We start from the raw sequence: 24117 nt of genomic DNA on the forward strand, positions 1-24117 counted from the left end.
AACGAAGTCGAACAAAACAAAAAAACACGTGCTTCAATGAAATGAACTTTCATTTTAGCTCGTGCCTATTTTTACCCACTGAACACCAAGGCGCTCAATTGGTCCATTATGTCCTCTTCTTGCACAAAGTCATGATTTGCGAGCAATACGAGCAGGATTCGCTCTTCAGGATAACGTCTGATCTTGCACCAATACCCGGGAAGCCAACCTTTATGCTCATCGTATTTCGGATAGATGTTCCAGCCGTACCCATAATGACGCTGGCCGCTCACATGCGCGTGCGGGGTGAACATCAGCTGGAGGGATTCAGAAGAGACTAACTTTTCCGTGTACAAGCCTTGGTCCCACTTCAGCAGGTCACAGGCCGTAGAATAGAGATCCCCGGACGCCATGACGGTCCCGAGATCATAATACATCGCCGGAACGATGTCCCCGTGAGCCGTACTATAGCCGTCTGATCGATGCTTCACGAATTTCGTGTGCGAATCGCAGCCGGTATCGTTCATCCCTAGCGGCTCGAAAATATGCTGGCGCAGGTACCGCTCATACGACATACCGGAGATGGACTCAATGATATAGGCAAGCATCGTATACCCGCAATTCCCGTATTTCCACCCCTCCCCTGGGGCGAAAAAGGGCGCCAAATCCTTGTACAATCCAATAAAACCTGGTTTATCGTAAGACAACTTTTCCAAATGTCCCGTAAATTGAGGTGCGTCTTCAATATCACGAATACCGGACGTATGCGTTAGCAGGTGATGCAATGTGATACGTTCGTCCAACTCAGGGTATTCCGGCAAATACGTTCCTAATCTGTCCTGAAGCGATAGGGAGCCTTGCTCCGCTAACTGCAGTATCGCCAAGGCCGTGAACGCTTTGGTTAGCGAGGCGATCCGGTATTTGGATCCGATCCGGTTCGGAACCTCGTGCTCCCGGTTCGCGAGTCCGAAAGCTTCCTTGTAAAGGATATCTCCTTCTTTCGCTGCGAGTACCGTACCACTGAAATGATTTTCTTCCGCGAATCGATGCATCAGATCCGAGAACTTTTGCTGCAAATGCATGTTGTCCCCTCCCCTACTGTCATTTAACACTCCAATCTTTTTCCGTGATGACATTCATTTCTTTGCCGTCAGACGTAATCAAGATATTGCCATGCAGTCCCGTAACATATACCTTCGCATCATTATTCTCGTAACGCTTTACGATATCCGACGACTGAAGAATATTGCTGCTGATAATGGCGATTTGCGGAGATACCGCTTTAACAAAAGAAGGTGATGATGACGTCTTATTCCCATGATGCGGCACGTGCATCATATCCGCCTTCAAAGCCTGTGCCTTGCTATCGACCAATTGATATTCACGCTCCTTGTAAATATCACCTGTGAACAAGAATGTTTTTTCCTTGTAGGTTAATTTCAAGACCATCGCTTGATTGTTGACCTCAGCAAAACTGAACCGTTTAACTGCACCCGGCAGCGCGCCTTTCGGCGGATTCAGCACTTCAACCGAGACATCCTTGCCGAGATGGAACGTTGCGCCATCCTCCAAATATTCGATTTTGACCTTTTTCTCCTGCAGCGCTTGGACGGCATTGCGGTATGCGTTCGAATCATACGGCAAATTCTCCATCACCATGGTGGAGATCTCCTTGGACTGCAGCACCGCTGCGAACCCGCCGATATGATCGGCATGCGGATGCGTATTTACAGCCACGTCAATTTTCTCAATGTTAAGCTTATCCAAATACTTCACGACTTGCGAACCAACCTGAGGGATCCCCGCGTCGATCAGCATGGTTTTACCGTCCGGCGTCTCAATCAGAATGCTGTCTCCGGTGTCTTCCGCCGATTGCAAATCAAAGTAACGAATCGTCAGTTGATCTTTGTATTTGGCAGCATCGAATATGTCATTCGTTCTCGAAGCCTCCTGTTTAACTTGAACAACAGGCTCGACCTGCACTGGATTAGTAGAATCGGTATGGTTTGTTGAACATCCCGACAGAAGCAATAAAGCAGCCATACCCAGGACAGCAGCATTTTTCACCAGTCGCAGCCATTTATCTAAGCTGAACATCCATTTCACTCCTCTCGGCATTACTTAAAGGTAGAATGGGACATCGCAGAAACGATATATTTCTGCGCAAAAACGAACAGAATTACGATCGGAGCAATGACGATGACACTGCCTGCCATCAACAAATGCCAGTTCAGCATTTCCGAACCGCCAACCGAATTCTTGAGCATGGCGATCCCTACCGTCAGCACGCGCATATCATTCGTATTCGTCATGATGAGCGGCCAGAAATACGAGTTCCAGCTGCCAATGAACTTCAGAATAATGACCGTCACCACCGTCGGCATCGCCATCGGCACGAGGATGCGGTAGATGATATGTAACCGATTCGAACCATCCACCCTTGCCGCCTCCAGTACATCGTTGTTGAGTGACTTAAATGTTTGGCGTAGGAGGAAAATACTATAGGCCGAAACACCGTTCGGAATGATCAATGCTAGAAACGTATTTAACCATCCCAGCTTCGCCATCATCACATACACAGGCACGAACGTGACCTGATCCGGCACGATCAACGCTGCAATGACGAAGAAAAACCATTTATCCCTGCCCCAGAAGTTTCCTTTGGCGAAAGCATATGCTGCCAGCAAACTAATATTCAATTGCAGAAAAACAATACCGACCGTTTGAATCAGCGTATTAAGCGCATATCTCCCGAACGGTGCCGCGCGAAACGCATCTCGATAATTTTCCCAGGCCAGCCGCTCCGGCCAAAAGGTCGGGATCGCCGCCTTCAGTTCATCCGGGGATTTCAAGGAAGTAATCAGCAGCCAGTACATCGGAAAAAACATCAGCAGTGTTATCAGGATCGCCACCGTATATCTCGTCGTTATGAGTAGTCCTTTAGTCGACATCTGTTGATCTCCTATCCTTCATAATGTACCTTCCGCTTGGACAGCGAAAATTGAACGAACGTAAAGAAAATAATGATAAAGAAGAAAATAATAACAAGTGCGGACGCCTTGCCCGCTTTGAATTGCACGAACGCCATTTCGTAGATCCACATGACCATCACCTTCGTTGATCCTAACGGACCGCCACCCGTCATCACACTCACAGACTGGAAGACCTGCATCGAAGAAATAAAGGAGGTGATGATGAGAAATAGGGTTGTTGGCGAGAGAAGCGGAATTGTAATGTGAATAAGCTGTCTCCATTTACTAGCCCCATCGATGCTGGAAGCCTCGTAATATTCCGTCGGTATGCTGCGTAAGCCGGCAATAAAAATAATCATCACAAACCCGACGCCCTTCCACACCGACACACTCACGACAGACCATAACGCCGTGGACGGATCATTCAGCCAAAAGACCTTGTCGATGCCGAACACCTCGAGCGCCTTATTCAGCACACCGTATTCCGGATTCAGAATCCAGACGAACACCATCGATGCGATGACCATCGAAATGTAATAGGGCATAAATATAAGTAATCGCATGGCACCGAATGCCTTGGATCGATGGTTGAACAGCAAGGCTAACCCCAAGCCGATCAACAATGATAGTGCCACATCCAAAACCGTGTACGTAAACGTAATCTTGAGCACGCGATAAAATTGATCGTCTTTTAACAACCGCTCGTAGTTCAGTAAACCAACGAATTTTTTAATCGGCTTGATTAAGTCCCAATTGGTCAGACTGATATAAAATGATGATATGAGCGGGAAATATGTAAAAATCGCCAACAGCAGCAATGCCGGCAAAGCTAGAGAAAAATCCTTCCATTTCTCGAGCGTACTAAAGCTTAGCAATCTTTTCTTCGGCGTGAGTTGTCCACTCATTCTCATCCCTCCATCCCATGAAGTGTAGTTCGTTCAAACATCAGTCATATAAGCACAGGAGAGGAGAGACCGATGTCTCTCCTCCTGCCGAATGAACCGTCGATAAAAGCGATAACGCAGCAGGTAGGACTACTTTGTTGCGTATTCCGCCAATACATCATTCATCTGTTTGGCCGCTTCCTTGAAGGACGCTTCGACATCCGCGTTCTCAAGAACGACCTTGCCTAATGCTTGCACATAGAACTCGCTGACTTCGTCATATGCCGGGTGCTGATCACGAGGCATCACGTTGTCGAAGTTATCGAACACAGCTTTATATTGCGGATATTTTGAGAAGTACTGTTTGCCTTCCTCGGATTCGATCGCCGACTTGCGAGTTGGCAGGTAACCGGTAAACTCCGCCCACTTGATATTGTTCTCGGGTGCCGTCATAAACTGTACGAATTTCCATGCCGCTTCTTTTTCTTTCTCCGATGCCATATCCATCACGGCAATGCCGGCCCCACCAATTTGCGAGATACGCTTCTTATCACCTGGCAAGAAGGACACGCCAATTTCGAATTTCGCTTTTTCCATATACCATTTGATCAACGCAGATGTGTGCTCCACCATACCGATTTTACCGTCGAAGAACATCTGCCGCATTGTATCGGAAGCGCCTTTGCCGTAGCCGATATGCATGTAACCTTTGTCTTTCCACTCTTTGAACTTATTCATGAACTTCATGCTGTCCGGCTGATCGATGGCAGACATGTTATCCTGAGTCAATACCGATCCACCGCCATTCATAATCCACGGGTCATAATACCACGAGGACCAGCCCGGTACGGAAAATGCAAAGCGCGTTGTCTTATTGCCTTCTTTCTTTGTCAGCTTCTGCGCGAACGCCTCAATTTCGTCCCATGATTGCGGAGGGGTAACACCTTCTTTGTCAAACATCGTTTTGTTGTATACGAATACCGACGTACTGACGATAAGCGGCAAGCCGTATTGCTTGTCTTGATAGTTGTAAGCCTTCAACATCCCTGTGGAAAAGTCAGCCGTATCCATCTTATCGCGAGCGATGTAAGGCGATAAATCCGCCAACATGCCGCTTTCGGAGAAGTTCGGAACTTTCGCCACTTCAACGTTCGTCACGGCTGGAACTTGCTTAGCAGCAACGGCAGCCATCAGCTTCTGCTGCAGCTCGTCATAGTCGCCTTGGAATACCGGTTCAACCGTAATGTACGGGTATTTTTTATTAAACTCCTTGATCATGTAGTCGAGTCCCGCCGTTTGATCTTCATCATGACTATGCCAATATTGAATCTTAATCGGTGTCTTATCCTCTTGGGCCGGTGCCGGCGGAACCGTCGTTGCTTCATCCTTCGCCTGGCCCTTGGAACAACCAACGGCTGATGTGACAGTCATCATCAACAGAGTTACGAGCAACAACCACTGCTTCATTTTCACGGGTAAATCTCCTCTCAAAAATGGGGTTTATGTATGAGTAACGTCGAATTGACGTTCATCATTGGTATAGGGATACAAGGAAAACAGCAAAAAGAGACAACGAACAAAAGCCCTGAGCAATAATCTTTCCAACACCGAAGCGCAAAGAAGAAGATTATCGGCCCGTAGGGTTTTCTCATTGTCTCTGCCCTTATATCCCGATTGAATCATGTGGATTCACTATTCAATTCCATATTTCTACTATAACAACCATTTGTTAACTCTATCACAACCATTTGTAAATTCTACATTAATTCGTTGTAGAGGTTCTCCTAAAGTTAGGTTAGAACAGATCAAACATAGATGTAAATATGTTCCAATTATGAATATAATATTACTATAATATAGAAGATGTCAATTATTAATTACAAAATCCCCCATCGATAGGGTTTATGAAGATAAGAGCTGCTTCAACACACCCGGATAATCCGTTATGATGCCGGATACGCCTTTATCGATCGCCTGCTGCATCGCATCCTTGGTGTTGATCGTCCACGGATATACCTGCAGGCCGTGGCTTGTGGCACGGAGAATATCTTCTTGGTCAATCAGCTTGCCATACGGGTGAAGGGCGTAGACCGGTACCCCTATGAGATTAGCTAATTCATGATGATCCACGGCGTTCATTGTATAGAGCAATCCGATTTTCACTTCAGGTTCGATGTGCTTCAATCGACGAAGCGACTTATGGTCAAAGGAAGAAACGACAACTTGAGCCAGCCGATTGCTGTCCCGCAGCAATTGCAGCAGCCGCTCTTCGATTTGCCCCTCGTACGTTTCTTTGATTTCTACATTGATCATGATGTCTTGTGGTACGAGGTCAAATACCTCTTTAAGGAGAGGAATCCGTTCTCCTGCATACTTTTCATGAAACCATCGTCCAGCATCGAACTGTTTCAACTCGGTAACGGTCATTTCGCGTATAGCGCCGGAGCCGTCGGTTGTACGGTCGATTGTACGGTCGTGGCAGACGATCAGTTCGCCATCTTTGGACAGGTGAATATCAAGCTCGATCGCATCGCAGCCTTGCCGAAGGGCAAGCTCAAATGCCGCCATCGAGTTCTCAGGCGCTTCGCCTGCAGATCCCCGATGTGCGATAATCAAGGGGGTACGGGTATTCATGGAACTTGGTGATTTCATTAGCTATCATCCTCCTGGTTAAAATTCTATGTGATAAAAAACCCCCTTCGGGAAAAGGCATGCTTAAATAAAGCAATGCCTCTCCAAAGGGGGTTCTCTTCATCTCTGTCCGCTTTGAGAGTAACATGATATGAAATATGTAATTACCACAAGTCACTTCTACCGCACGATACGGCGAGTGCGCCCGCCTCCAGCGCATCCATGATTTCTTGCTGGGTTCCAATCAGACCGCCTGCGATGATCGGTAATGGCGTAAGATCCGTCATCCGCCGAATTACTTTAGGCAATAACCCAGGCATAACCTCCACGGCATCCGGCTGGCATTGCTCGACTGCCTTAATACCTTTGGTTACCGCATTATGATCGATCAGAAAGGTTCGTAGAATGGCCATCAGTTTCATTTCCTTAGCGAACCGGATCAAGTGGATCCGCGTCGAGATAATGCCAGTAGGCTTAATGTGCTGCGCCACGTAAGCGACGCCGCTGCGGTCCGCCGCAATACCCTCGATAAATTCCATGTGCAGAAAAACATGTTTGCCCGCATCTTTAATCCGGTCGACCATCGGTTTAACATTCATAATCGAACCGACCATCAAAAAAATGATGTTAACCTGGCTGTTTAAGGCAAGCTCCAGATCTGACTCATTCTGAATTGCAGCAATCGTTTGATGTTCTACCAAATCAACAATAGGATACATGCTGCCACCTCTGTTCTTCCATTCGTTTATCTATTGTAGCACGATACAATGCATATTTGACCTGATTTACAATTTTTATATATTTAGCACACATTGCCTTGTCTCTCCATCTTCAGCACTTCACGTAAATATTTGCCTGTCAACGACCCTTCCGTCCTTGCGACTTTTTCCGGCGTACCGAACGCAACGACCGTACCACCCTTGCTGCCGCCTTCCGGCCCCATATCGATCATATAATCAGCCACCTTAATAAGGTCCAGATGATGTTCAATGACAATGACTGAGTGGCCTGCATCTACGAGCTGCTCCAGACAATCAATCAGCTTCTGGATATCACTCAAATGCAGTCCGGTCGTCGGCTCATCAAGAATGTATAGGTTATGCGATCCCCTCTTAACCTTGCTCAGTTCCGTGGCTAGCTTAATCCGCTGTGCTTCACCACCGGATAATGTGGTCGATGATTGGCCGATACGCAAATAGCCTAGGCCAAGCTGATTCAGAATGTTGAGTTTGTGCGCAATGTAAGATTGATCGGCGAAAAACTCAACGGCTTCCTTGATGCTCATCTCCAATACCTGTGCGATATTCATCTCCCGGATACGGACTTCCAAAACGTCTTCATTGAATCTCGCTCCTTGACATACGGGGCAGACGGATTCAATATCCGGCATGAATTGGAGCTGCATCGTCACGCTTCCCTCGCCTTGGCAATTTTCACACCGCCCGCCATTTTTCTGATTGAAGCTGAAATCGTTCTTGGTCAGAGGCTTGCCCGACGCGGTTGCCGCAGAAGCGTAAAGCTCGCGGATTTTATCGAAAAATCCTACGTACGTCGCTGGATTGGAGCGCGAGCTTCTTCCGATCGGAGACTGGTCAATGTTAATGATTCCCGTCAAATGCTCGTGCCCGAGCAGTTCGTCATGTTCGCCAGGCATAATGCGCGCATCATGGAAATTTGCATACAGCTGCTTGCAGATGACTTCGTTGATGAGCGTGCTCTTGCCTGAGCCAGATACACCGGTGATGCATACCAAGACACCCAGCGGAATATCGAGATTCATGTTACGTAAGTTGTTCGCTCTCGCTCCTCGCAGTGACAGCATCGGACCGGCCGGCTGCCGGCGCTTGGTAGGAACTTCGATTTTTCGGGTACCTGCCAAGAACGAACCTGTAATGGAATCAGCGTTCAAGCGGAGCTGCTCTGCAGTTCCTTCCGCAATAATGCGTCCCCCCTGCGAACCCGGCTCCGGTCCGATCTCGATAATATAATCGGCGCTGTTGATCGTATCCATATCATGTTCGACCACAATAATCGTATTACCGATATCTCGCAGCTTCTTCAAAGTATCGATAATGCGAACACTGTCTCTCGCATGTAGCCCGATGCTTGGCTCGTCAAGCACATACAACATCCCCATAAGTCCCGAGCTGATTTGGGTGGAAAGACGGATTCGCTGCGCTTCGCCGCCCGAGATTGTATCCGAACGACGACCTAAACTTAAATAATCTAACCCGATATCCAGCAACAGCTTTAACCTTGATTGAATCTCGGCAATGATCTGTTGACCGACATTCGCACGTTCGGGCGCAAATACAATCGTATTCATAAAATCATACAGTTCGATGAGCGAACATGTAGAGAGATGATGCAGGTCAGCACCGCCGACTTTTACAAAAAAACGCTGCGGCCTCAGCTTCTTACCATCACAATCGGGGCATGTATTCTCGACCATGACTCGCTTGTAGAATTCATCCTCGCCGGATGATTGCGTATTACGCTTCAAATAGAGTTTATACCACCAGTTAATGACATGCACAAATCCTCCGAACCCCATCATTTTGCCAACGTGGCGTAACTGTGATTTGGAAGCTTCTTCGCTCGGAAGAAACGGGAATTTCTCGCCTTTTGTACCGTACATCAAGATATGTTTCACCGATTCGGGCAAATCTTTGTACGGTGTATCAAGACTGAATCCGTAATGAACTGCCAAGCTGCGCACGATCGTCCAATGATAGGTGCTGGTGCTTGAGCCTAACAGCTTCGGATCGAAGGCACCCTTATTTATGCTTTTATCCGCATTTTTTATCAGGAATTTGGCCTCGGCACGCATGAACGTCCCAATTCCGCCGCAAGTCCGACATGCGCTGTTAGGATCATTGAATGAGAAATAATTCGATTGCAGCTCGCCCATCGTAAGATGATGCTCAGGACAAGCAAACCCCCGATAAAATCGATCGATACCCACATGCTGTCCTTCCGGTTGGCTCTCAATTTCAAAGCGGATAAAGCCTTCTCCCACCAGTTTCAAGCTGTTCTCGATGGTCTTGGCTAGCACTTTGAACGTATCCGGCTGCACAATGACTTTGTCGACGACAACCTCAATCCGGTAATCCGCTTCCTCATCAAGCTCTATGGCATCGCCAAGGTTATGGCTTCTTCCGTCAATGCGTAGGGTCCGAAATCCTTTCGCGCGGATTTCATCAAACACGGTCTCATAATTCTCGCCATATATCTTATATACCGGTGCAAGCACCTCAAGTACCGTCCCCGGTGGAAGCAGCCGGAGATGATCGATCATTTGCCCTGCCGATCGGATCGGTACGATGCGCTCACAGAACGGACAACATGCTTCCCCAACTGATGAAAATAGAAGCCGCATAAAATCATAGATATCGGTCATCGTACCCACCGTTGATCTCGGGTTTACAATTCCTTTTTTCTGTTCAATCGCAATGACCGGCGATAGACCAAAAACAAAATCGACGTCCGGCTTTTTTAGTTGATTCATTCGGCTTTTAGCAAATGTCGAGAGCGATTCGAGAAACCTGCGCTGTCCTTCTCCATAGATCACCTCGAATGCAAGAGACGATTTACCCGAGCCACTGACACCGGTAATTACCGTCAATTTATCCCGTGGAATATCGACGTCAATATTTTTCAGATTGTTTTGCCTTGCTCCCCGTACTTCAATGAACTGTCTCACCAGGCTTCACCCATCTCCCATTCAAGCTCGTCATTTTCATACAAATACGCAGGCTCCAATAACATGATTCGGCTTTTGGGCGTCGCCTTCGTCTCTGAATCCATCTTGGCAAGCATTCCTAGCTCTGCCAGCCAATCGCACGCTGTAACCACACCCCCAGCATCTAATTCAATGACCATTCTAAATTTCATGATGATATCCGTCGCCGTACGAATGTCCGCCTCTTCTTTCAAATAGGCTAAAATCGGTTGGAACAGCTGATTTGCTCTCTCATTCAAGTAATGATTGATGAAGTCGATACCATCCCGCACTTTTGTCTCCGATACTTGACCGCACACCATCTCTGTATAGATGGCATGAAAAAAATCGGGGTTATAGGTCAAGGCCTGCTGAACCGATTCCCGCATGGGAATGTCTCCGTGAAGTAGCACTTCGATTTGCGAAAGAATGTCGACCATCTTGATTATCCAGAATGCGCTATACCCAACGTCATTTTTCACATACAACCACTTCTCCGCTTTGGCAAGCAAACTAAGCGTATGGCATCCAAGCCGCAGCAATTGAAGTCGCCTGTCGCGTTCGCCAACATAACGAATCTGTTCAAAGTATTCCGAAATTGAATCATCTTTCGTAAATAACAACGTACTGTTGGCAAGCATCGACTGATGAAACGAACCGCTTATCGAACGTTCTACCCAGCGTTTGAATTCATTACGAGTTTGAATGCTTGTATTGATAGGTACCTCATTCTCCACAAAACATACATAGCTCGCCGCCAGCTTCTGATCGTATACTATCAGCTTGAGATCAATGTCCGATTTCTCCCATACCTGATCATAAGACAGACTTCCGAAGAGAACAGCTGCGATTACCTGGTCATCCTTATGAATCTTATCGATGAACCGACGCAGCGCCTCCCGAAATTGAGCTGTCATCTCATCCTTATCTTTCAACGGCTTCATGGGTCCCCTCCCAGTATAAAGCTCTGATTTGCTAGATTAATAATTGCGTGATTGTTTCCATCGTCTAGATAAGTCATCTCCGCCCCTAGAAGGTGATGCCGCTTTGAGAAACCCGCAAATCATTCTTTCTTCTTTACTGGACAATATATTATTAATTCGTTCGCTTCATCGTCATGGCTTACGATCGTTCTTTCATCGTACCTTTCAAAATAGTGCTCCACCTCATCATATGTATATCCATTTTCCTTCAACCAATTTGAAGTATAATCATATGCTGTTTCAGTCTTACTGATCGGTCCTTTATAATAGGTCTTTGAATATGTCCGAGGCAATATATGAATGTGCATCATACCATGAGGTACATTTGCTATAGGACTAACTTCATAACAGCAATAAAAATCTACCCTGCCTTTATTTCCTTTATAATTAGGGGGACTGACGCCAAAAGTTACACTTGGATTAACAATGTTCTTTATTTCGTCTTGCCTATTTATTAACTCTTTAAATGAATAATTAATACTCTGACCTAAATTCGAAAAGTATTCTGAAGCCCTAATTCCTACATACGACGTAATTTTAGGGATATCTACAATTTCCACCTTCACTGAAATCACCTCTATTAAATAGTATTTTCTTCGCGGTTTCGCCCAACTCCCATTTCTCCGCAATACAACGACGTCAATTAACCCACTGTTCTGACCAATATGCTTTCATAAAATCAAGAAGCGTCTCAAGCACCTCAATCCCCTTCTCTTCAGCTTCTTTCGCAATACGCAGCAGCTCAGTCGCACGATCGGCCGCCGTTGGATCGTCTGGCTGCCCACCTTGCGGGAAGGGGAACATCTCTCGCATCTCGACCAAAGCTTCCGCCGTGTGCTCATAATGCGCTGTCGCTTGGGAGGCCAAACGGCGAACCGTTCGTTCCACAACGTTCTCGCCATCCCAACGGTTCGCCAGCTCGCGTAGAAATTGTACGGCAAACTCACGTGCGTCACTGACAACGGCAATATTATAAGCGTTACCGAACGGGTCGGCACCGCGCCGCTCCATACACGCGATCCACGCATCGTAACCCGCCAGACCAATCGCATATTGGCCTTGGAAAATATGCTGCCACTCTCTGCCTCTCGTATGGTCGACGATCATATCCAGCGCCATGCGAAGAATTTCGTATTTGGAATGCGGAAGGCTCTCGCTGATCGTCGTCACCCATAGCATGTTCCGCTTCTCCACAAAATCGGTATAGGTGATCGTGCCTTCCTTGGAGACATCCTTCGCATGAAATAGTTGTCTCTCATCATCATATCCGTATATCAATCCAAACTCGGGCATGAATAAATCAAATGTAATCGCTGGGTATCCCTTATCGATGGACTGCTGAATAAGCGCTAGTACCTTCTCTACCTTCTCCGGTGTGTAAGGCTTCATCGTATCGGACAAATTGCTGATAAATCCCAAATTGCATAGGTTTCGTCTAACTAAGAAGCCGCCAGGGAACATGGTTGGTCCTGCGACATCAATATGATCCGGATCAATATTGATTCGGAAGGCATGCCCTGTAATGCCCATAACATCCACCAACGAGTAGTGATGTTTGTCTGTATAAGCGATCGCGCCGTGAATCGCCATCGCGGCGGTCGTCCATGTTCTCGTCAAATCCTTGTTCTGCATCTCGCTCATTGCGAACCTCCAAAATATCGATAGATTTGAGGAAGGCTGGGGACGTCTTATATATGAGGCGCACGTAAAATATGAACTCGCTTCTGTCCTGTCTCGGCGCGTTGCTGCACATAATTGCGAATGCTGACGCGTATCCGTTCCTTTTGGACCTTGACGCGGGATCGAGAGAGCAGGTTGTAGACATTGGCCGTCGTCATGCCGAATAAAGTAGCAATTTCGCTGGGAGACAGCTCGCTAAAAAAATGCGCTTCGAAGATCTGCCGCTCCCGCATGCTCAGGCCATTCATCAGCATTCGAAGATTCTCCATCAACTCATGGCGAAGCAGCCCCTTCATCGGATCACTGCTTCGCTTGGCCTCCTCCGCTGCGGAACGGGATAGCCGGAACAAAATCTGGTCGATATCTCCCCAGTCTCGCCTGGTTGTCGCTGCCGAAGTCAACCGCTGCGCCGGCCCCGGCCGATCCAATCGTTGTAAAAGGCTGCTCTTTGCCGAACGGCCCACCGCGCCTAAGCTTCATATATGCCTGGTTGCGAATGATGCGCTGCAGCCAGGGCAGAAACCGGTTCGAGTCCACCAATGTGCCTAAGTGCAGAAATGCCCGGATTAATGCATCCTGCACAATATCCTCAGCTAGATGCGAATCCCGCGTGATCTTGTTCGCCCATCCGTAGGCTTGTGCACGATGTGCTCGGACGAGCTCACTAAATGCGTCTTGATCCCCTCTACGCGCGCGTTCGACCAGTGCTTGATCCGCCACTTTTTGATGCTCCTGCAGCAACGCTGGCAGTCGGTCTTCTGCGATCAGTTCATGGCCCACATCATCCCCTCCTTCCCCCTCTACATCACTTGATGCCAATCACTGCGAAAATCTATCATCTGTATCCTTAAATTTCTAATATTTTTGATCATACCATTATTTTCCTTTCGAATATAGAATACTTTATACGATTTGCTACAACAAAAAAACGCAACCTTAAAGTGAGTTGCGTTGCATTGCTGCTACTTAAATAACAGCGGATAAAACGTCCGATTCCACATGCTTTTCCCGTGATAAATTTGCTTGACGTGCCTCCCGATACACGAGCAATCCGATGAACAAAGACACAACGCCAATAATGATGAGCAGTGCCCCGATCTCAAGGCCATAGGTGGTTAACCCTCCATTACGAAGTGCCATGCCGCGTAGGAGTCGGTTCAGCCAGTTCATGGGCAGCGGCCATGCCGTAATTTGAAAAAATAACGGAAACGCAAGCGGCGTCAACTGAATTCCCGTGGCAAGAAACGACGGGCACAATACAAAGCTCGTTCGCAGACTCACCTTAGATGAATCTTGAGCAGAGTAACCTATCAACATTCCCATGAGCGACAAGGCAAATGTATAGATGAACAATGGGATCACAAAAAGGTAGGGCTCCGCTTCAAACCGCATATTTCCTACTTGCTTGAGCAATCCATAGCATAGAAGCAGTGAGATCGCGCTCAGAACAGCGTAAGGTATGCTGCGAGCCCATAACTGTGCAGGAGATGACCCATGTGCAAACAGCCTCCCCTCCTGTCTTAGACGCGGGGCAATCGATCCCGCCGCGGTCGTGGTTATCATTAACACGACGATGTTAACAAATCCTAGCACCATGAAGCCGACATAGCTCGTGGTCGGATTAAACAGCATCCGTTGTTGAAGTGATAACGGAGATATAAGCCCTCTCGATGTGTCAGCATCCATTCCGCTCTGAGCCAACCGGGTCATGGAAAGGGTCATATTTTCCGTGGTGATGATCTCCTGCACGGCCGTTCTAATCCCGGTTAATCCTGAAGGCATCGTGTTATCCATGAGAATGCCAATGTTCGAGGATAACCCCTGCAGCCGACGCATCTCCAATTGGCTTGGAAGCATGATAACCGCTACAGCTTGCTCGTTGGCCAGCAAGTCCTCGGGAGCCATACGGCTTGCGAACACATTCGTGACTTGCATATATTGGGACGCATTCAGTTTCGTAATCAGTTCCCGTGAATACGCACTATGGTCCTCGTCAATTACGACCACTGGCGATTTGTTGATTTGGTTATGTGAGAACATCAGCCCAAAAAACAAGGCCGCGACGAGAGGGCCGATAAAGATACCCTTCAGAAATTTGCTGCCCTTTACGTATTTCCACTCGTCAATCAGCGAGTTCATCAAGGTCCACCTCCGCCGTCATACCCGGAAGCAGATCAGCACTCGCATCTACAGATATTCGAACAAGGAACATGCTTAAATCGGCTTGCCCTTTCTCCCGCGTCATACGTAGGCTGGCAAATTGCGGAGCGGCTGCGACCGAAGCGACAACGCCATTGACTTGGTCAGGGCGATCCAGATACGGAAAATGAACCTTAACGCTTTGATGGACCGCAAACTTCTGAATCTCACCTTCCTGGATATAGAGGTCCGTGTAATAGGCCGACTTTTGCACAATCGCAACGGGCATCCCTTGCGCGATCTGATCCCCTTGCTTCACAACGATTTTGCTCATCTGTCCCGTATCCGGTGCGAGTACATCCTCTTCGGTTCCGTCAGTCGATTTCACCTTACATAGAACCTCTCCCTTTTGAACAGCATCGCCAATTCCTTTCTTGACCTGAACGATCGTCCCGGGGTTTTTGTCATATATGATTGTCTTCTGCTCTGCCTCAAGGACACCTTGTTTTCGGCTCTCAGCTTGGCTGACTGCATCCTTCCCTTTCGCAATCAAGAGAGAACCTCCTGCAATAAGAATCACAGCGATGCCAATATATACACCCATCTTGAACTTCATTGTGCTAACTCTCCTACTCTCCGATTGTTTCGTAGCATCATAATTTTCCGAACGGCGTTATCTGCAGCCTCCATGATCACTTCTCCCAATGTGGGATGGGGATGGATCGTCATCGCCAAATCCTCCACGGTCGCTCCCATTTCGATCGCTAAGGCAAGCTCCGATATGAGAGATGATGCCTCGACGCCTACAATCTGCGCACCGACGACGATGCCTGACGTCTGATCTGCGATGATTTTGACAAAACCTTCCCCTGATTGCATCGCCAATGCTCTGCCGTTAATTCCGAATGCGGATTTGCCAATGACAAAGGGAATAGCTTGTTCCTTGGCTTCTGTTTCCCCTAGACCAACGCTAGCCAATTCTGGCTCCGAGAAAACGACAAGCGGGATAGCTTTGTAATCCACGACCGAAGGCTCGCCAGCAATCGATTCGGCTGCAACCTTCGCTTCATACGAAGCTTTATGGGCTAGCGCAGGACCCGCCGTAATATCTCCTATTGCAAAAATATTCGGAATCACTGTTCTGCATTGACCATCTGTCTCGATCAGTCCTCTGCTCGTTAACGGCAAGCCGATTCGCGTGAGACCTAATCTCCCATCGGTGTTCGGTTTTCTTCCGACGGTCACTAATGCATATTCCGCACTAATATTTTGCTGCTCTTGATTTTTCAAATAGTGAAGGGTTAGCGTGTCTTCCCCCTGCTCCGCCGCAACCGCCGTTGCTCCTGTGATGATGGTGATTCTATCTGACTTCAACTGCCGGATAACCGGTGCCGTAAGCTCCGTCTCGAACCCTGGCAGCACTTGTTCTCCTCCCTCAAGAATGGTCACCTGGGTGCCAAATTTGGCATACATTTGTCCCAACTCAACACCGATATATCCACCGCCGATAATAATCAGGCTCGATGGAATCTGTGACAGCGACAGCGCTTCTGTCGAGGATAGAATACGTCCGCCGAACGGCAGGGCTTGCAGTTCAATCGGACGAGAACCCGTTGCCAGGATGGCATGCTTGAACGAAATCCTTTGTTCTATTCCTTGTTGCTCTATACTTGCTGTGTGTTCATCCACCAAGCTTGCTTCACCTTCCAGTATCGTTACCCCTGCATTCATTAGTAGATACTTGACCCCGCCAGACTGCTTATTCACGATCATTTGTTTAAAAGATTGAGCCTCCTCAAAGGATGCTGAAGGAACCGCCTTATTCCACTGATGCAGCAATTGATGCCGATGCGACTCTGCAATCAATGCTTTGGATGGAATACAACCCACATGGGTGCAAACACCACCTATTTGATCACGTTCCACAATGGCCGTCTTCATGCCAAGCTGAGCGGATCGCAGCGCCGCCACATAACCTCCCGGCCCTGATCCAATAACCAATGTGTCTACCGATATAAGCTGACTCATACTCCGTACCTCCTAAACCGACTTTAAAATATGATGATCGTAATATATTATAATCATCATATTTTAAAACCGTCAACAGTCTCGGTTAATTGACACGCTTTAATATGATAAATATAATATTTTAAAGTGCATGACGTATGAATGGAGTGATTGCTGTGCCTTATCCTGAAGGCCATAAGATCAAAGTGCGAGGCAAAATCATTGAAAGTGCAGCTCAAGCCTTCCGTACGCATGGGATACGCGACATTAGTGTTCCAGCTATTATGAAAGGCGCTGGCCTTACGCATGGCGGGTTCTATTCCCATTTTGAGAATAAAGAGCAACTGGTCGCTGAAGCCTGCCGATATGCAATCAGCGACACGATTGCCCTGCTGCAAGAAGCCGCCAATGAACGGACGAATGGGCCCAAGATCCATGCGGTCATTCAGTACTATTTGAGCCAACAGCACCGTGATCGAACGGAGATTGGATGCATTATCCCTGCCCTTTCCAGTGAAATCTCTCGATCTTCGGAAGAAGTTCGGCACACCTTCACCCAAGAGGTAGAACGCATGATTGATTTTCTCTCCTGTGTAGCGGAAGTCGATAAATCTACAGCCAGTGCTCTGCTCAGCTCGATGGTCGGAACGCTGTTACTCGCTCGGTCGGTTAGTGATGCCATGCTGAGTGACAGCCTCCTCACCGCGGGTAGACAGCATGCTAAAGAGCTCGTTAAGACTTGAAGTATCCTTGAATATCGATCCAATACCCAAATGTGGCTTTATTAATTCTATTGTGGTAAGAAAAAACTCCAACAAGTTGTTGGAGTTTGATCGAGTCGATTCTATGCTACAATTTCTCTGAGACTTTCACTGTGTCACCAGTGAAAGTCGAGAATGGTTTTATACCAGCTTCTATGAGCCAGAGCAGCTTCCATTGCGCCAGCGAAGTCGTCTGCCTGGCTCACCATAGTATACGTATCCGGAGACGCCTCAATGTTGCCTGACAATCCTGCACCTTCATAACCTTCAACACTTCTCTGAAATCCCGGTCCGAGCTGCGGCTGCTGCCATAGATCGTGATCCCCTTCTCCAGCACATCCCGAATATTAATAGGAACACGTTCCTCACTAACTCCCATCGCGATCAAGTGACCGCCTGTCGTTTCTTGCAAATTTATTTTACTAGAAGTATAATAGCAAGTCTGAGTGACCGAAATTCACAATTAGTTCTGTAGTTCTAGAACCTGTTCGTAATCGCCTCTTTGCAGAAAGGAGGAATCCGTATGATCGTAGATCGAAGAACGAGGATTATAGAGGCAGCAACACAGTCATTTTCATTATATGGTTATAAGGGCAGCACAATGGATCAGATTGCGAGACTTGCTCATGTGGGCAAGGGGACGATTTATCGTTTTTTCCCAACGAAAGAAGAGCTGCTGGAAGCCATTATGGATAGATTCATTCAAGACATACTGGAGGTTGCACAGTCATCCGTTCAGGCAGGGAGAACCTTCACAGAGAACTTGCACCGTACTCTGCACAATGTGTTGGAATTCCGATCCAAGCATGAGATGATGGTTATTCTCTCACACGAGATGCGGGAGATGGGGACCGAGATTGTGATGTCTGAGATGAGCAAGGTGGAAGATGCGCTTCAGCACTTTGTGAAAGAGCAGGTAGAACTAGCTATTGATTCAGGCGAGCTGCAGAGTTGTGATGCCGAGCTGACTGCTTTCCTATTTATTAAGACCTACGCAGCGCTTGTAGTGGAATGGCCGAAGCGTGCGAAGGCTATCCATCAGGATCAAATTCCTCATTTGCTTGAATTCTATTTGCTGAATGGGGCAGCTCAGAAGGGGATTGCTAGAATTGGATAACGCATTTCATATTATAAGTAGAACGGTGGTGGCAGTGGGATGAAGAACATCTTACACATTTATAAAACGGATCTTCGCAACATTATTACAAATCCTGCTGCAATTATTGTTATTTTAGCAGTAGTGATCCTGCCCTCCCTATATGCATGGTTCAACATTCTTCCATCATGGGATCCGTACTCCAATACGAAGGATGTATCGGTTGCGGTTGCGAACTTGGATAAAGGTACCAAGGTAGAAGGCAAGGATCTTGATGTTGGGGCAAAGGTTATCGAACAGTTAAAGGAAAATAAGAAGTTAGGTTGGAGATTTGTTACGAAGGATGAGGCAATCAAAGGGGTTAATCATGGCGATTATTATGCAGCCATTATTATCCCAGAGGATTTCTCTGAGAAGATCTCTTCCGTCATCTCTGATCATCCGGAGAAGGCACAGCTTGATTATTATATCAATGAAAAGATTAACGCGATCTCACCGAAGGTCGCTGGGGCAGGAGCCTCGACGCTGGTGTCGAACATTAGCAGCAACTTCGTAGAAACGGCGAACAAAGCGATATTCGATATTTTCAATGATGTCGGCCTTCAGCTTGAAACGAATGAGCCGGACATTAAGAAGCTAAGAGATAACATCTTCAAATTGGATGAGAAGCTGCCGGAGATCGAGAAGCTGATGAAGACAGGCCAAGTCGATATTATCAAGGCGAAGGACTTCATTAGCAAGGCAGAGTCTGCCATCCGTGTCATCAAGCGCTACGAGAACCGACCGGATTCGGTAATTACAGATGCAGAGAATTTGCTCGATAAAGGCAGTGATTCTTTCCATAAGGAAGTACCAGTTGTCAAAGACAATCTGCGGAATCTTCAGGGTGCCGTAACAGATACATCGAAGGTCGTAGAGAATATCATGAACTCTGACTTCGATCTTGGCAAGGTAGAGACAGAGCTGGCCAAGAAGAGCGTCGAAGTGGAGTCAGGGATGAATTCCTTACAGCGTCTCATTACGACAGTGGAAGATGTAGATCGGAATTTGAAGAATAATGGTCTGTTCGATAATGTGCTCACGTCCTTGAATGATGCGAAACGGGGCGCGGAGGATCTGAAGACGCGTCTGGATGAAGCACAAAAAACAGTTGAGTCTGCAAAATCGATTGCGGATGATAAGCTGAGGGATATTCGCAATAAGGCAATCGAAGTCAACTCGATTCTGGATAAAGCCAGAACAAGCTTGAATTCACAGATTGCACCGACAGTATCAAAGGCGTTCGATGATGCAGAACGATTAGGCAAGACGTACCGAGAGCATCTCGGTCAGCTGCAAGAAAAGGTTGATCGCGTCAACAAGCTTATTCAGGGTAGTGAGACAGATGCGTCACTAACCGAAAAGCTGAATGCAGCTGTCGAGGATATGACGAATCAGTTGAAGCTCACATTAGGCTCCTTAGAGAAGTATAAGGATCAGCTGAATAAGCTGGCCCAAGTGACAGGTATAGACACTGATCTGTTGATTGCTCAATTGAAGGGCATGGAGACGAAGCTCACACTGCTGCAGGAGCGATTGGCTGGCGGCAAACAGATTGGCGCAGAAGCGGCAGCAAAGGCAAGTGAAGTCGTTGCTCAGCTCATTAGCGATTATGATAATGGAATTAAACCAAGATTCCATACGATCCGCGGGGATATGCAGGCATTGAATCGTGATGCTTTGAAGATGATCGATAAGATGCAGGCAAGCACTAACAATGTCATCGTAATGACAGATAAGATCATGAACCGGAATACGGCGAACAAGGTAATTGATCAAATCAATAATGCACAGAAGCACATCAGTAACGGTCAGAATCTAGCGGATAAGCTTATCACCTCCACTGAGAAAATGAAGCAAACGGTAGATGATGGTGCGATTACAGACATTGTCGATAGTATGTATAAGGTAAAAGGGAAACTGGCCGATTTGTCGGATATGCTGAAGCGTGCAAGTGAAGCGGCCGGCAAGGCGAATCAACCGACGAAGGATGCGCTGCAAAAGATATATGATTCCACGAAGGATACGAGCGCGTCAATCGATAGAGTAATCGGGAAGATCGATTCGGATGTTGTCCCTGCCTTCGACAAGGGTGTCATAGATTCCCGCAAAGGCTTGGACTTCATCAAGAATGTGAAAAAAGAAGTATTCTCGATGATTCCAGAAGTCGAGGCTTCACTGGATGATGTGAAGAGCAAGATTCACACTGGGGACGAGGGACTGGATGAATTCAGTGATAAGTTCCCAGAAATCAAAAAGAAAGTGAAAGACATTGCATCCAAAATCCGCGAATTGGAAGCGAAAGGTGATCTGGATCAAGTCATTGATTTGCTTCGTAAGGATGCGGCTAAGGAAAGCCAGTTCTTCGCGGAGCCGGTATTGCTTAATCAGCATGAACTGTTCCCTGTACCGAACTACGGTTCAGCGATGTCACCATTCTTCACGACATTGGCATTGTGGGTCGGCGGCTTGCTGCTCATCTCCATGCTGATTGTAGACATCGAGAACAAGCATGACTATAAGAGCTACCAAGTGTACTTCGGACGTTGGCTGACCTTTGTGACGATCGGTATAAGTCAGAGTATGATCGTGACACTGGGTGACATGTTCCTGCTCAAAACATATGTCGTTCACAAGTTCTGGTTCTTCGCGTTCGGGATTTTCATCAGTATCATATTCGTCAGCATCGTCTATACGTTGGTATCGGTATTCGGTAATGTAGGTAAGGCGTTATCCATTGTATTGCTTGTGTTCCAATTGGCGGCCTCTGGTGGTACATTCCCGATTCAAATGACGCCGAAGTTCTTCCAGCAGCTGAACCCGTTCCTGCCGTTCACACATGCGATAGGCATTATGCGTGAGGCAGTGGGGGGAATATTATGGGATGTTGTGACGAAGCATGTACTTATCCTGTTGATCTATATCGGAATTGCCTTTGTACTTGGTATAGGCTTGAAGAAGACAATTAATAAGAACAGCGATAAGTTCTTGAAGAAAGCGAAGCAAAGTAAGCTGTTGTAGGTTTGTAGATTTGCAGGCGAATAGACTTGTAGAGGAACAGCAAGAGGTTTTATTAAGATAATAATAGCGTATTATGCAATCATCATATGGGTTATATAAAAAATCGCTGCCTGGATTATCAGGCAGCGATTCAGACTGTCGACAAAGTACCGTCGATAGTCTTTTTTATGCCTCTTCGGTTTAGCAAATCACCGCGTTAATATGATACAATAAAAACCAATGTCGCCTACCGCTGGTTCATTGGCTACAAGGAATGTATTGGGAAGCCAACCGCCATAGCAGTTGACGCAGGCTACAAAACACCATACATATAAGCATATTGGATGAGAAGATTCGCCCTGTCATGCCTTGAGATGGACGACTTTGAGAGGAATTGGCAAAGTGTCTATGCAGGCGATGCTAGTTTTTGCTGCAATGAACCTCAAAAAAATGGCGACCTGGCTTTGGAAGGCAGGTCGCGTCTCTTCGGATCAGTCAACCCTCGATTACAGCCCAAGTAAAAAAACTGGAACGAGAGCTATCCATCTCCCTGCTGAAGCCGCAAGGACGAGGTATTGCACTGACGGATGCCGGAGAGCACATGGTGCTGCTCGCCAAGAGACTGTTTGCCGTCGAAGAGCAAATCGAGCAGTTTACGCAAGACTACTTGCATGGCACCACCGGCCATATTCGGTTAGCGGCGACGTATTTGCCTGCCCATTTCCTCATTCCAACTTGGATTGCAAAATTCAAGCAAAACTACGAACATGTCGAAATGACCATCACGACGACCAATTCAACAGATGCGTTGAAGCAGCTGCTGAATGTTGAGGTGGATATTGCCATTTATGGCGGGCTTCCGGAAGCTTATCCCGATACCATTCAGACCGAGGAGTTATTTCAAGATGAATTATGGTTCGTTGTAGCGCCTCATCATCGCTACGCCAACCAGCATGTGTCGCTTGAGGACATGATGAAGGAACCGTTCGTCATGCGAGAAGAAGGAAGTTCGACGCGCGAGAGATTACTGGCGCTCTGCCGCACTTATAACACCCCAGCCCCGCAGATCCCCCTGCAATTCAATGGATTACACGAAGCGATTACCGCCGTCATTGCCGGATACGGCGCGAACTTCGTGTCGTCGATCGTCGTCCGTGAATATGTCGAGCGAGGCGAGCTGTGCCGTGTGTATGTAGAGGGTATCCATTTGCAGAATACGATTGCCATTTGCACGCGTAAGAATGAGCCGCTATCTGCTGCAGCAACAAACCTGATTCAGAGAATTCGTCAGAATCCCATCCAGCATCGTAAACGCAAAAAAACGCTGCTGAGCGAAACCACAAAAAAACCCACCAGCCGCAGCTCATGGGGTTATAACATGAATTATTTCGATATATCTAAGAATCCTTCGCCAAACACATCACGAACGTCATGAATGGTAATAAATGCGTCTTTATCCGTCGCTCTAACGATTTTCTTGAGTGTAGAAACTTCCTGCTTGCTGATGACGATATAGAGGATTTCTTTCGGTGTTTTCGTATAATAACCATGTCCAGATAATACCGTAACGCCTCGATCCATCACGACATTCACTTGCTCAGCAATCTTATCCTGCTCATTGGAAATGATGGTGACTGCTTTCTTTGGATTAAGCCCTTCGATAATAAACTCCATCACCTTCGTCCCTACGAAGAGCAGCACGATCGTAAACATAAGCTTCTCGGCGCCAATAATGAAATAAGAAGAAAAAGCCACAATCAAATCGAAGAATAATAACGCGTAGCTAACGCTCCAGTCCAAATACTTATTCGCAATTCTTGCGAGGATCACCGTCCCTGCCGTGGTTCCTCCAACACGAACGATTAAGCCGATCCCAACGCCTGCAAAGACCCCGCCGAAAATCGCATTGATCATCAGTTCATTCGAAGCAATACTCCAGCTCTCTGTTAAATGAAGGAATAAGGAATTAAAGAGGACAGCGATAATGGTATAATAAGTGGTCGTCTTGTCCAGAAACTTATAACCCACCACCAGCAATATAGCATTAAATATTAGATTAACGAGTCCAGGCGACCACTGGAAAAGATAGTAGAGGATGATCGTAATCCCTGTGACGCCCCCTTCACCGAGCTCATTAGGAATGACGAACAGATTCACCGCTAATGCAAAAATAAAAGCACCGAGCATAATAAAAAGAATGTCTGCTAACCTTTTTTTCACCGATT

The 24117-nt window shown here is 47.1% G+C and carries 21 protein-coding genes and 2 pseudogenes; 5 read left to right on the forward strand and 18 right to left on the reverse strand.

Translation table 11 applies throughout. From position 1 onward, the window contains the following. Positions 1 to 71: 71 nt before the first annotated feature. The 16 genes from ACFQZR_RS22250 to lpdA all read right to left on the reverse strand — a co-directional run bounded on the left by ACFQZR_RS22250 (position 72) and on the right by lpdA (position 17017). Positions 72 to 1061, reverse strand: coding sequence for a serine hydrolase domain-containing protein (locus ACFQZR_RS22250; protein ID WP_379349996.1), 990 nt, complete (start codon positions 1059 to 1061; stop codon positions 72 to 74). Positions 1062 to 1080: 19 nt separating this feature from the next. Continuing rightward, positions 1081 to 2076 carry a ComEC/Rec2 family competence protein gene (locus ACFQZR_RS22255; RefSeq protein WP_379349999.1) on the reverse strand — a complete coding sequence of 332 codons (996 nt, stop codon included), beginning with the start codon at positions 2074 to 2076 and terminating at the stop codon, positions 1081 to 1083. Between the two features lie 20 nt (positions 2077 to 2096). After that, on the reverse strand, positions 2097 to 2930 hold the full coding sequence (locus ACFQZR_RS22260; RefSeq protein WP_018755956.1) for a carbohydrate ABC transporter permease: 834 nt from the start codon (positions 2928 to 2930) through the stop codon (positions 2097 to 2099). 11 nt (positions 2931 to 2941) lie between these two features. Next, a complete protein-coding gene (locus tag ACFQZR_RS22265; protein ID WP_379350002.1) occupies positions 2942 to 3856 on the reverse strand; it encodes a carbohydrate ABC transporter permease in 915 nt (304 codons plus the stop codon). Positions 3857 to 3985: 129 nt separating this feature from the next. Further along, on the reverse strand, positions 3986 to 5302 hold the full coding sequence (locus ACFQZR_RS22270; RefSeq protein WP_379350955.1) for an ABC transporter substrate-binding protein: 1317 nt from the start codon (positions 5300 to 5302) through the stop codon (positions 3986 to 3988). A gap of 435 nt (positions 5303 to 5737) precedes the next feature. Continuing rightward, positions 5738 to 6487 (reverse strand): glycerophosphodiester phosphodiesterase, encoded by a 750-nt coding sequence (locus ACFQZR_RS22275; protein ID WP_379350004.1) that lies wholly within the window; start codon positions 6485 to 6487, stop codon positions 5738 to 5740. Between the two features lie 143 nt (positions 6488 to 6630). Then, positions 6631 to 7185, reverse strand: coding sequence for a glycerol-3-phosphate responsive antiterminator (locus ACFQZR_RS22280; protein ID WP_379350006.1), 555 nt, complete (start codon positions 7183 to 7185; stop codon positions 6631 to 6633). A gap of 83 nt (positions 7186 to 7268) precedes the next feature. Next, positions 7269 to 10169 carry an excinuclease ABC subunit UvrA gene (uvrA, locus tag ACFQZR_RS22285; protein ID WP_379350008.1) on the reverse strand — a complete coding sequence of 967 codons (2901 nt, stop codon included), beginning with the start codon at positions 10167 to 10169 and terminating at the stop codon, positions 7269 to 7271. Further along, entirely contained in the window at positions 10166 to 11131 is a 966-nt protein-coding gene (locus tag ACFQZR_RS22290; protein ID WP_379350010.1) for a hypothetical protein, read from the reverse strand. Before ACFQZR_RS22290 ends, uvrA begins: the two co-directional genes overlap by 4 nt. Before the next feature lie 119 nt (positions 11132 to 11250). Next, the gene (locus ACFQZR_RS22295) at positions 11251 to 11730 is read right to left on the reverse strand and encodes a GyrI-like domain-containing protein (RefSeq protein ID WP_379350012.1); all 480 of its coding nucleotides are present in this window, start codon (positions 11728 to 11730) and stop codon (positions 11251 to 11253) included. A gap of 79 nt (positions 11731 to 11809) precedes the next feature. Next, positions 11810 to 12811 (reverse strand): hypothetical protein, encoded by a 1002-nt coding sequence (locus ACFQZR_RS22300; protein ID WP_379350014.1) that lies wholly within the window; start codon positions 12809 to 12811, stop codon positions 11810 to 11812. A 47-nt stretch (positions 12812 to 12858) separates the two neighbouring features. Then, positions 12859 to 13200: an RNA polymerase sigma factor gene (locus ACFQZR_RS22305; protein ID WP_379350016.1), complete on the reverse strand. Its 342-nt coding sequence runs from the start codon at positions 13198 to 13200 to the stop codon at positions 12859 to 12861. Then, positions 13151 to 13630 carry an RNA polymerase sigma factor gene (locus tag ACFQZR_RS22310; RefSeq protein ID WP_379350018.1) on the reverse strand — a complete coding sequence of 160 codons (480 nt, stop codon included), beginning with the start codon at positions 13628 to 13630 and terminating at the stop codon, positions 13151 to 13153. Before ACFQZR_RS22310 ends, ACFQZR_RS22305 begins: the two co-directional genes overlap by 50 nt. 186 nt (positions 13631 to 13816) lie before the next feature. After that, complete coding sequence (locus tag ACFQZR_RS22315; protein WP_379350020.1) at positions 13817 to 14989, reverse strand: ABC transporter permease; 1173 nt, start codon at positions 14987 to 14989, stop codon at positions 13817 to 13819. Then, positions 14973 to 15605 carry a biotin/lipoyl-containing protein gene (locus ACFQZR_RS22320; protein ID WP_379350022.1) on the reverse strand — a complete coding sequence of 211 codons (633 nt, stop codon included), beginning with the start codon at positions 15603 to 15605 and terminating at the stop codon, positions 14973 to 14975. Before ACFQZR_RS22320 ends, ACFQZR_RS22315 begins: the two co-directional genes overlap by 17 nt. After that, positions 15602 to 17017 carry a dihydrolipoyl dehydrogenase gene (gene lpdA / locus ACFQZR_RS22325; protein ID WP_379350024.1) on the reverse strand — a complete coding sequence of 472 codons (1416 nt, stop codon included), beginning with the start codon at positions 17015 to 17017 and terminating at the stop codon, positions 15602 to 15604. Before lpdA ends, ACFQZR_RS22320 begins: the two co-directional genes overlap by 4 nt. 155 nt (positions 17018 to 17172) lie before the next feature. Between lpdA and ACFQZR_RS22330 the strand changes: the two genes are divergently transcribed. Then, positions 17173 to 17739 (forward strand): TetR/AcrR family transcriptional regulator, encoded by a 567-nt coding sequence (locus tag ACFQZR_RS22330; protein WP_379350957.1) that lies wholly within the window; start codon positions 17173 to 17175, stop codon positions 17737 to 17739. Positions 17740 to 17959: 220 nt separating this feature from the next. On the opposite strand, the gene ACFQZR_RS22335 is transcribed toward ACFQZR_RS22330, so the two are convergent. Further along, positions 17960 to 18169, reverse strand: a complete 210-nt coding sequence (locus ACFQZR_RS22335) for a hypothetical protein (protein ID WP_379350026.1) — start codon at positions 18167 to 18169, stop codon at positions 17960 to 17962. Between the two features lie 111 nt (positions 18170 to 18280). Between ACFQZR_RS22335 and ACFQZR_RS22340 the strand changes: the two genes are divergently transcribed. The 4 genes and pseudogenes from ACFQZR_RS22340 to ACFQZR_RS22355 all read left to right on the forward strand — a co-directional run. Further along, complete coding sequence (locus ACFQZR_RS22340) at positions 18281 to 18874, forward strand: TetR/AcrR family transcriptional regulator (protein ID WP_018755970.1); 594 nt, start codon at positions 18281 to 18283, stop codon at positions 18872 to 18874. 39 nt (positions 18875 to 18913) lie between these two features. After that, positions 18914 to 21913 carry a YhgE/Pip family protein gene (locus ACFQZR_RS22345; protein ID WP_379350029.1) on the forward strand — a complete coding sequence of 1000 codons (3000 nt, stop codon included), beginning with the start codon at positions 18914 to 18916 and terminating at the stop codon, positions 21911 to 21913. Between the two features lie 342 nt (positions 21914 to 22255). Next, positions 22256 to 22363, forward strand: a pseudogene (locus ACFQZR_RS22350) (transposase); the annotation flags it as partial. A 13-nt stretch (positions 22364 to 22376) separates the two neighbouring features. Then, positions 22377 to 23186: pseudogene (locus tag ACFQZR_RS22355) on the forward strand (LysR substrate-binding domain-containing protein); the annotation flags it as partial. 89 nt (positions 23187 to 23275) lie between these two features. Here ACFQZR_RS22355 and ACFQZR_RS22360 read toward each other — a convergent pair. Continuing rightward, the gene (locus tag ACFQZR_RS22360) at positions 23276 to 24112 is read right to left on the reverse strand and encodes a YitT family protein (protein WP_379350031.1); all 837 of its coding nucleotides are present in this window, start codon (positions 24110 to 24112) and stop codon (positions 23276 to 23278) included. Positions 24113 to 24117 lie beyond the last annotated feature (5 nt).

Origin of the sequence: Paenibacillus sp. GCM10027629 (assembly GCF_042676425.1) — a bacterium.
Lineage (GTDB): Bacteria > Bacillota > Bacilli > Paenibacillales > Paenibacillaceae > Paenibacillus_K > Paenibacillus_K terrigena.

What these genes read in the sequence shown, in the direction of transcription:
- ACFQZR_RS22250 (WP_379349996.1), bottom strand. Translation starts at nt 1,061, where the DNA reads ATGCATTTGCAGCAAAAGTTCTCGGATCTGATGCATCGATTCGCGGAA.
- ACFQZR_RS22255 (WP_379349999.1), bottom strand. Translation starts at nt 2,076, where the DNA reads ATGTTCAGCTTAGATAAATGGCTGCGACTGGTGAAAAATGCTGCTGTC.
- ACFQZR_RS22320 (WP_379350022.1), bottom strand. Translation starts at nt 15,605, where the DNA reads ATGAAGTTCAAGATGGGTGTATATATTGGCATCGCTGTGATTCTTATT.
- ACFQZR_RS22345 (WP_379350029.1), top strand. Translation starts at nt 18,914, where the DNA reads ATGAAGAACATCTTACACATTTATAAAACGGATCTTCGCAACATTATT.
- ACFQZR_RS22260 (WP_018755956.1), bottom strand. Translation starts at nt 2,930, where the DNA reads ATGTCGACTAAAGGACTACTCATAACGACGAGATATACGGTGGCGATC.
- lpdA (WP_379350024.1), bottom strand. Translation starts at nt 17,017, where the DNA reads ATGAGTCAGCTTATATCGGTAGACACATTGGTTATTGGATCAGGGCCG.
- ACFQZR_RS22280 (WP_379350006.1), bottom strand. Translation starts at nt 7,185, where the DNA reads ATGTATCCTATTGTTGATTTGGTAGAACATCAAACGATTGCTGCAATT.
- ACFQZR_RS22315 (WP_379350020.1), bottom strand. Translation starts at nt 14,989, where the DNA reads ATGAACTCGCTGATTGACGAGTGGAAATACGTAAAGGGCAGCAAATTT.
- ACFQZR_RS22290 (WP_379350010.1), bottom strand. Translation starts at nt 11,131, where the DNA reads ATGAAGCCGTTGAAAGATAAGGATGAGATGACAGCTCAATTTCGGGAG.
- ACFQZR_RS22270 (WP_379350955.1), bottom strand. Translation starts at nt 5,302, where the DNA reads ATGAAGCAGTGGTTGTTGCTCGTAACTCTGTTGATGATGACTGTCACA.
- ACFQZR_RS22265 (WP_379350002.1), bottom strand. Translation starts at nt 3,856, where the DNA reads ATGAGTGGACAACTCACGCCGAAGAAAAGATTGCTAAGCTTTAGTACG.
- ACFQZR_RS22340 (WP_018755970.1), top strand. Translation starts at nt 18,281, where the DNA reads ATGATCGTAGATCGAAGAACGAGGATTATAGAGGCAGCAACACAGTCA.
- ACFQZR_RS22300 (WP_379350014.1), bottom strand. Translation starts at nt 12,811, where the DNA reads ATGAGCGAGATGCAGAACAAGGATTTGACGAGAACATGGACGACCGCC.
- ACFQZR_RS22275 (WP_379350004.1), bottom strand. Translation starts at nt 6,487, where the DNA reads ATGAAATCACCAAGTTCCATGAATACCCGTACCCCCTTGATTATCGCA.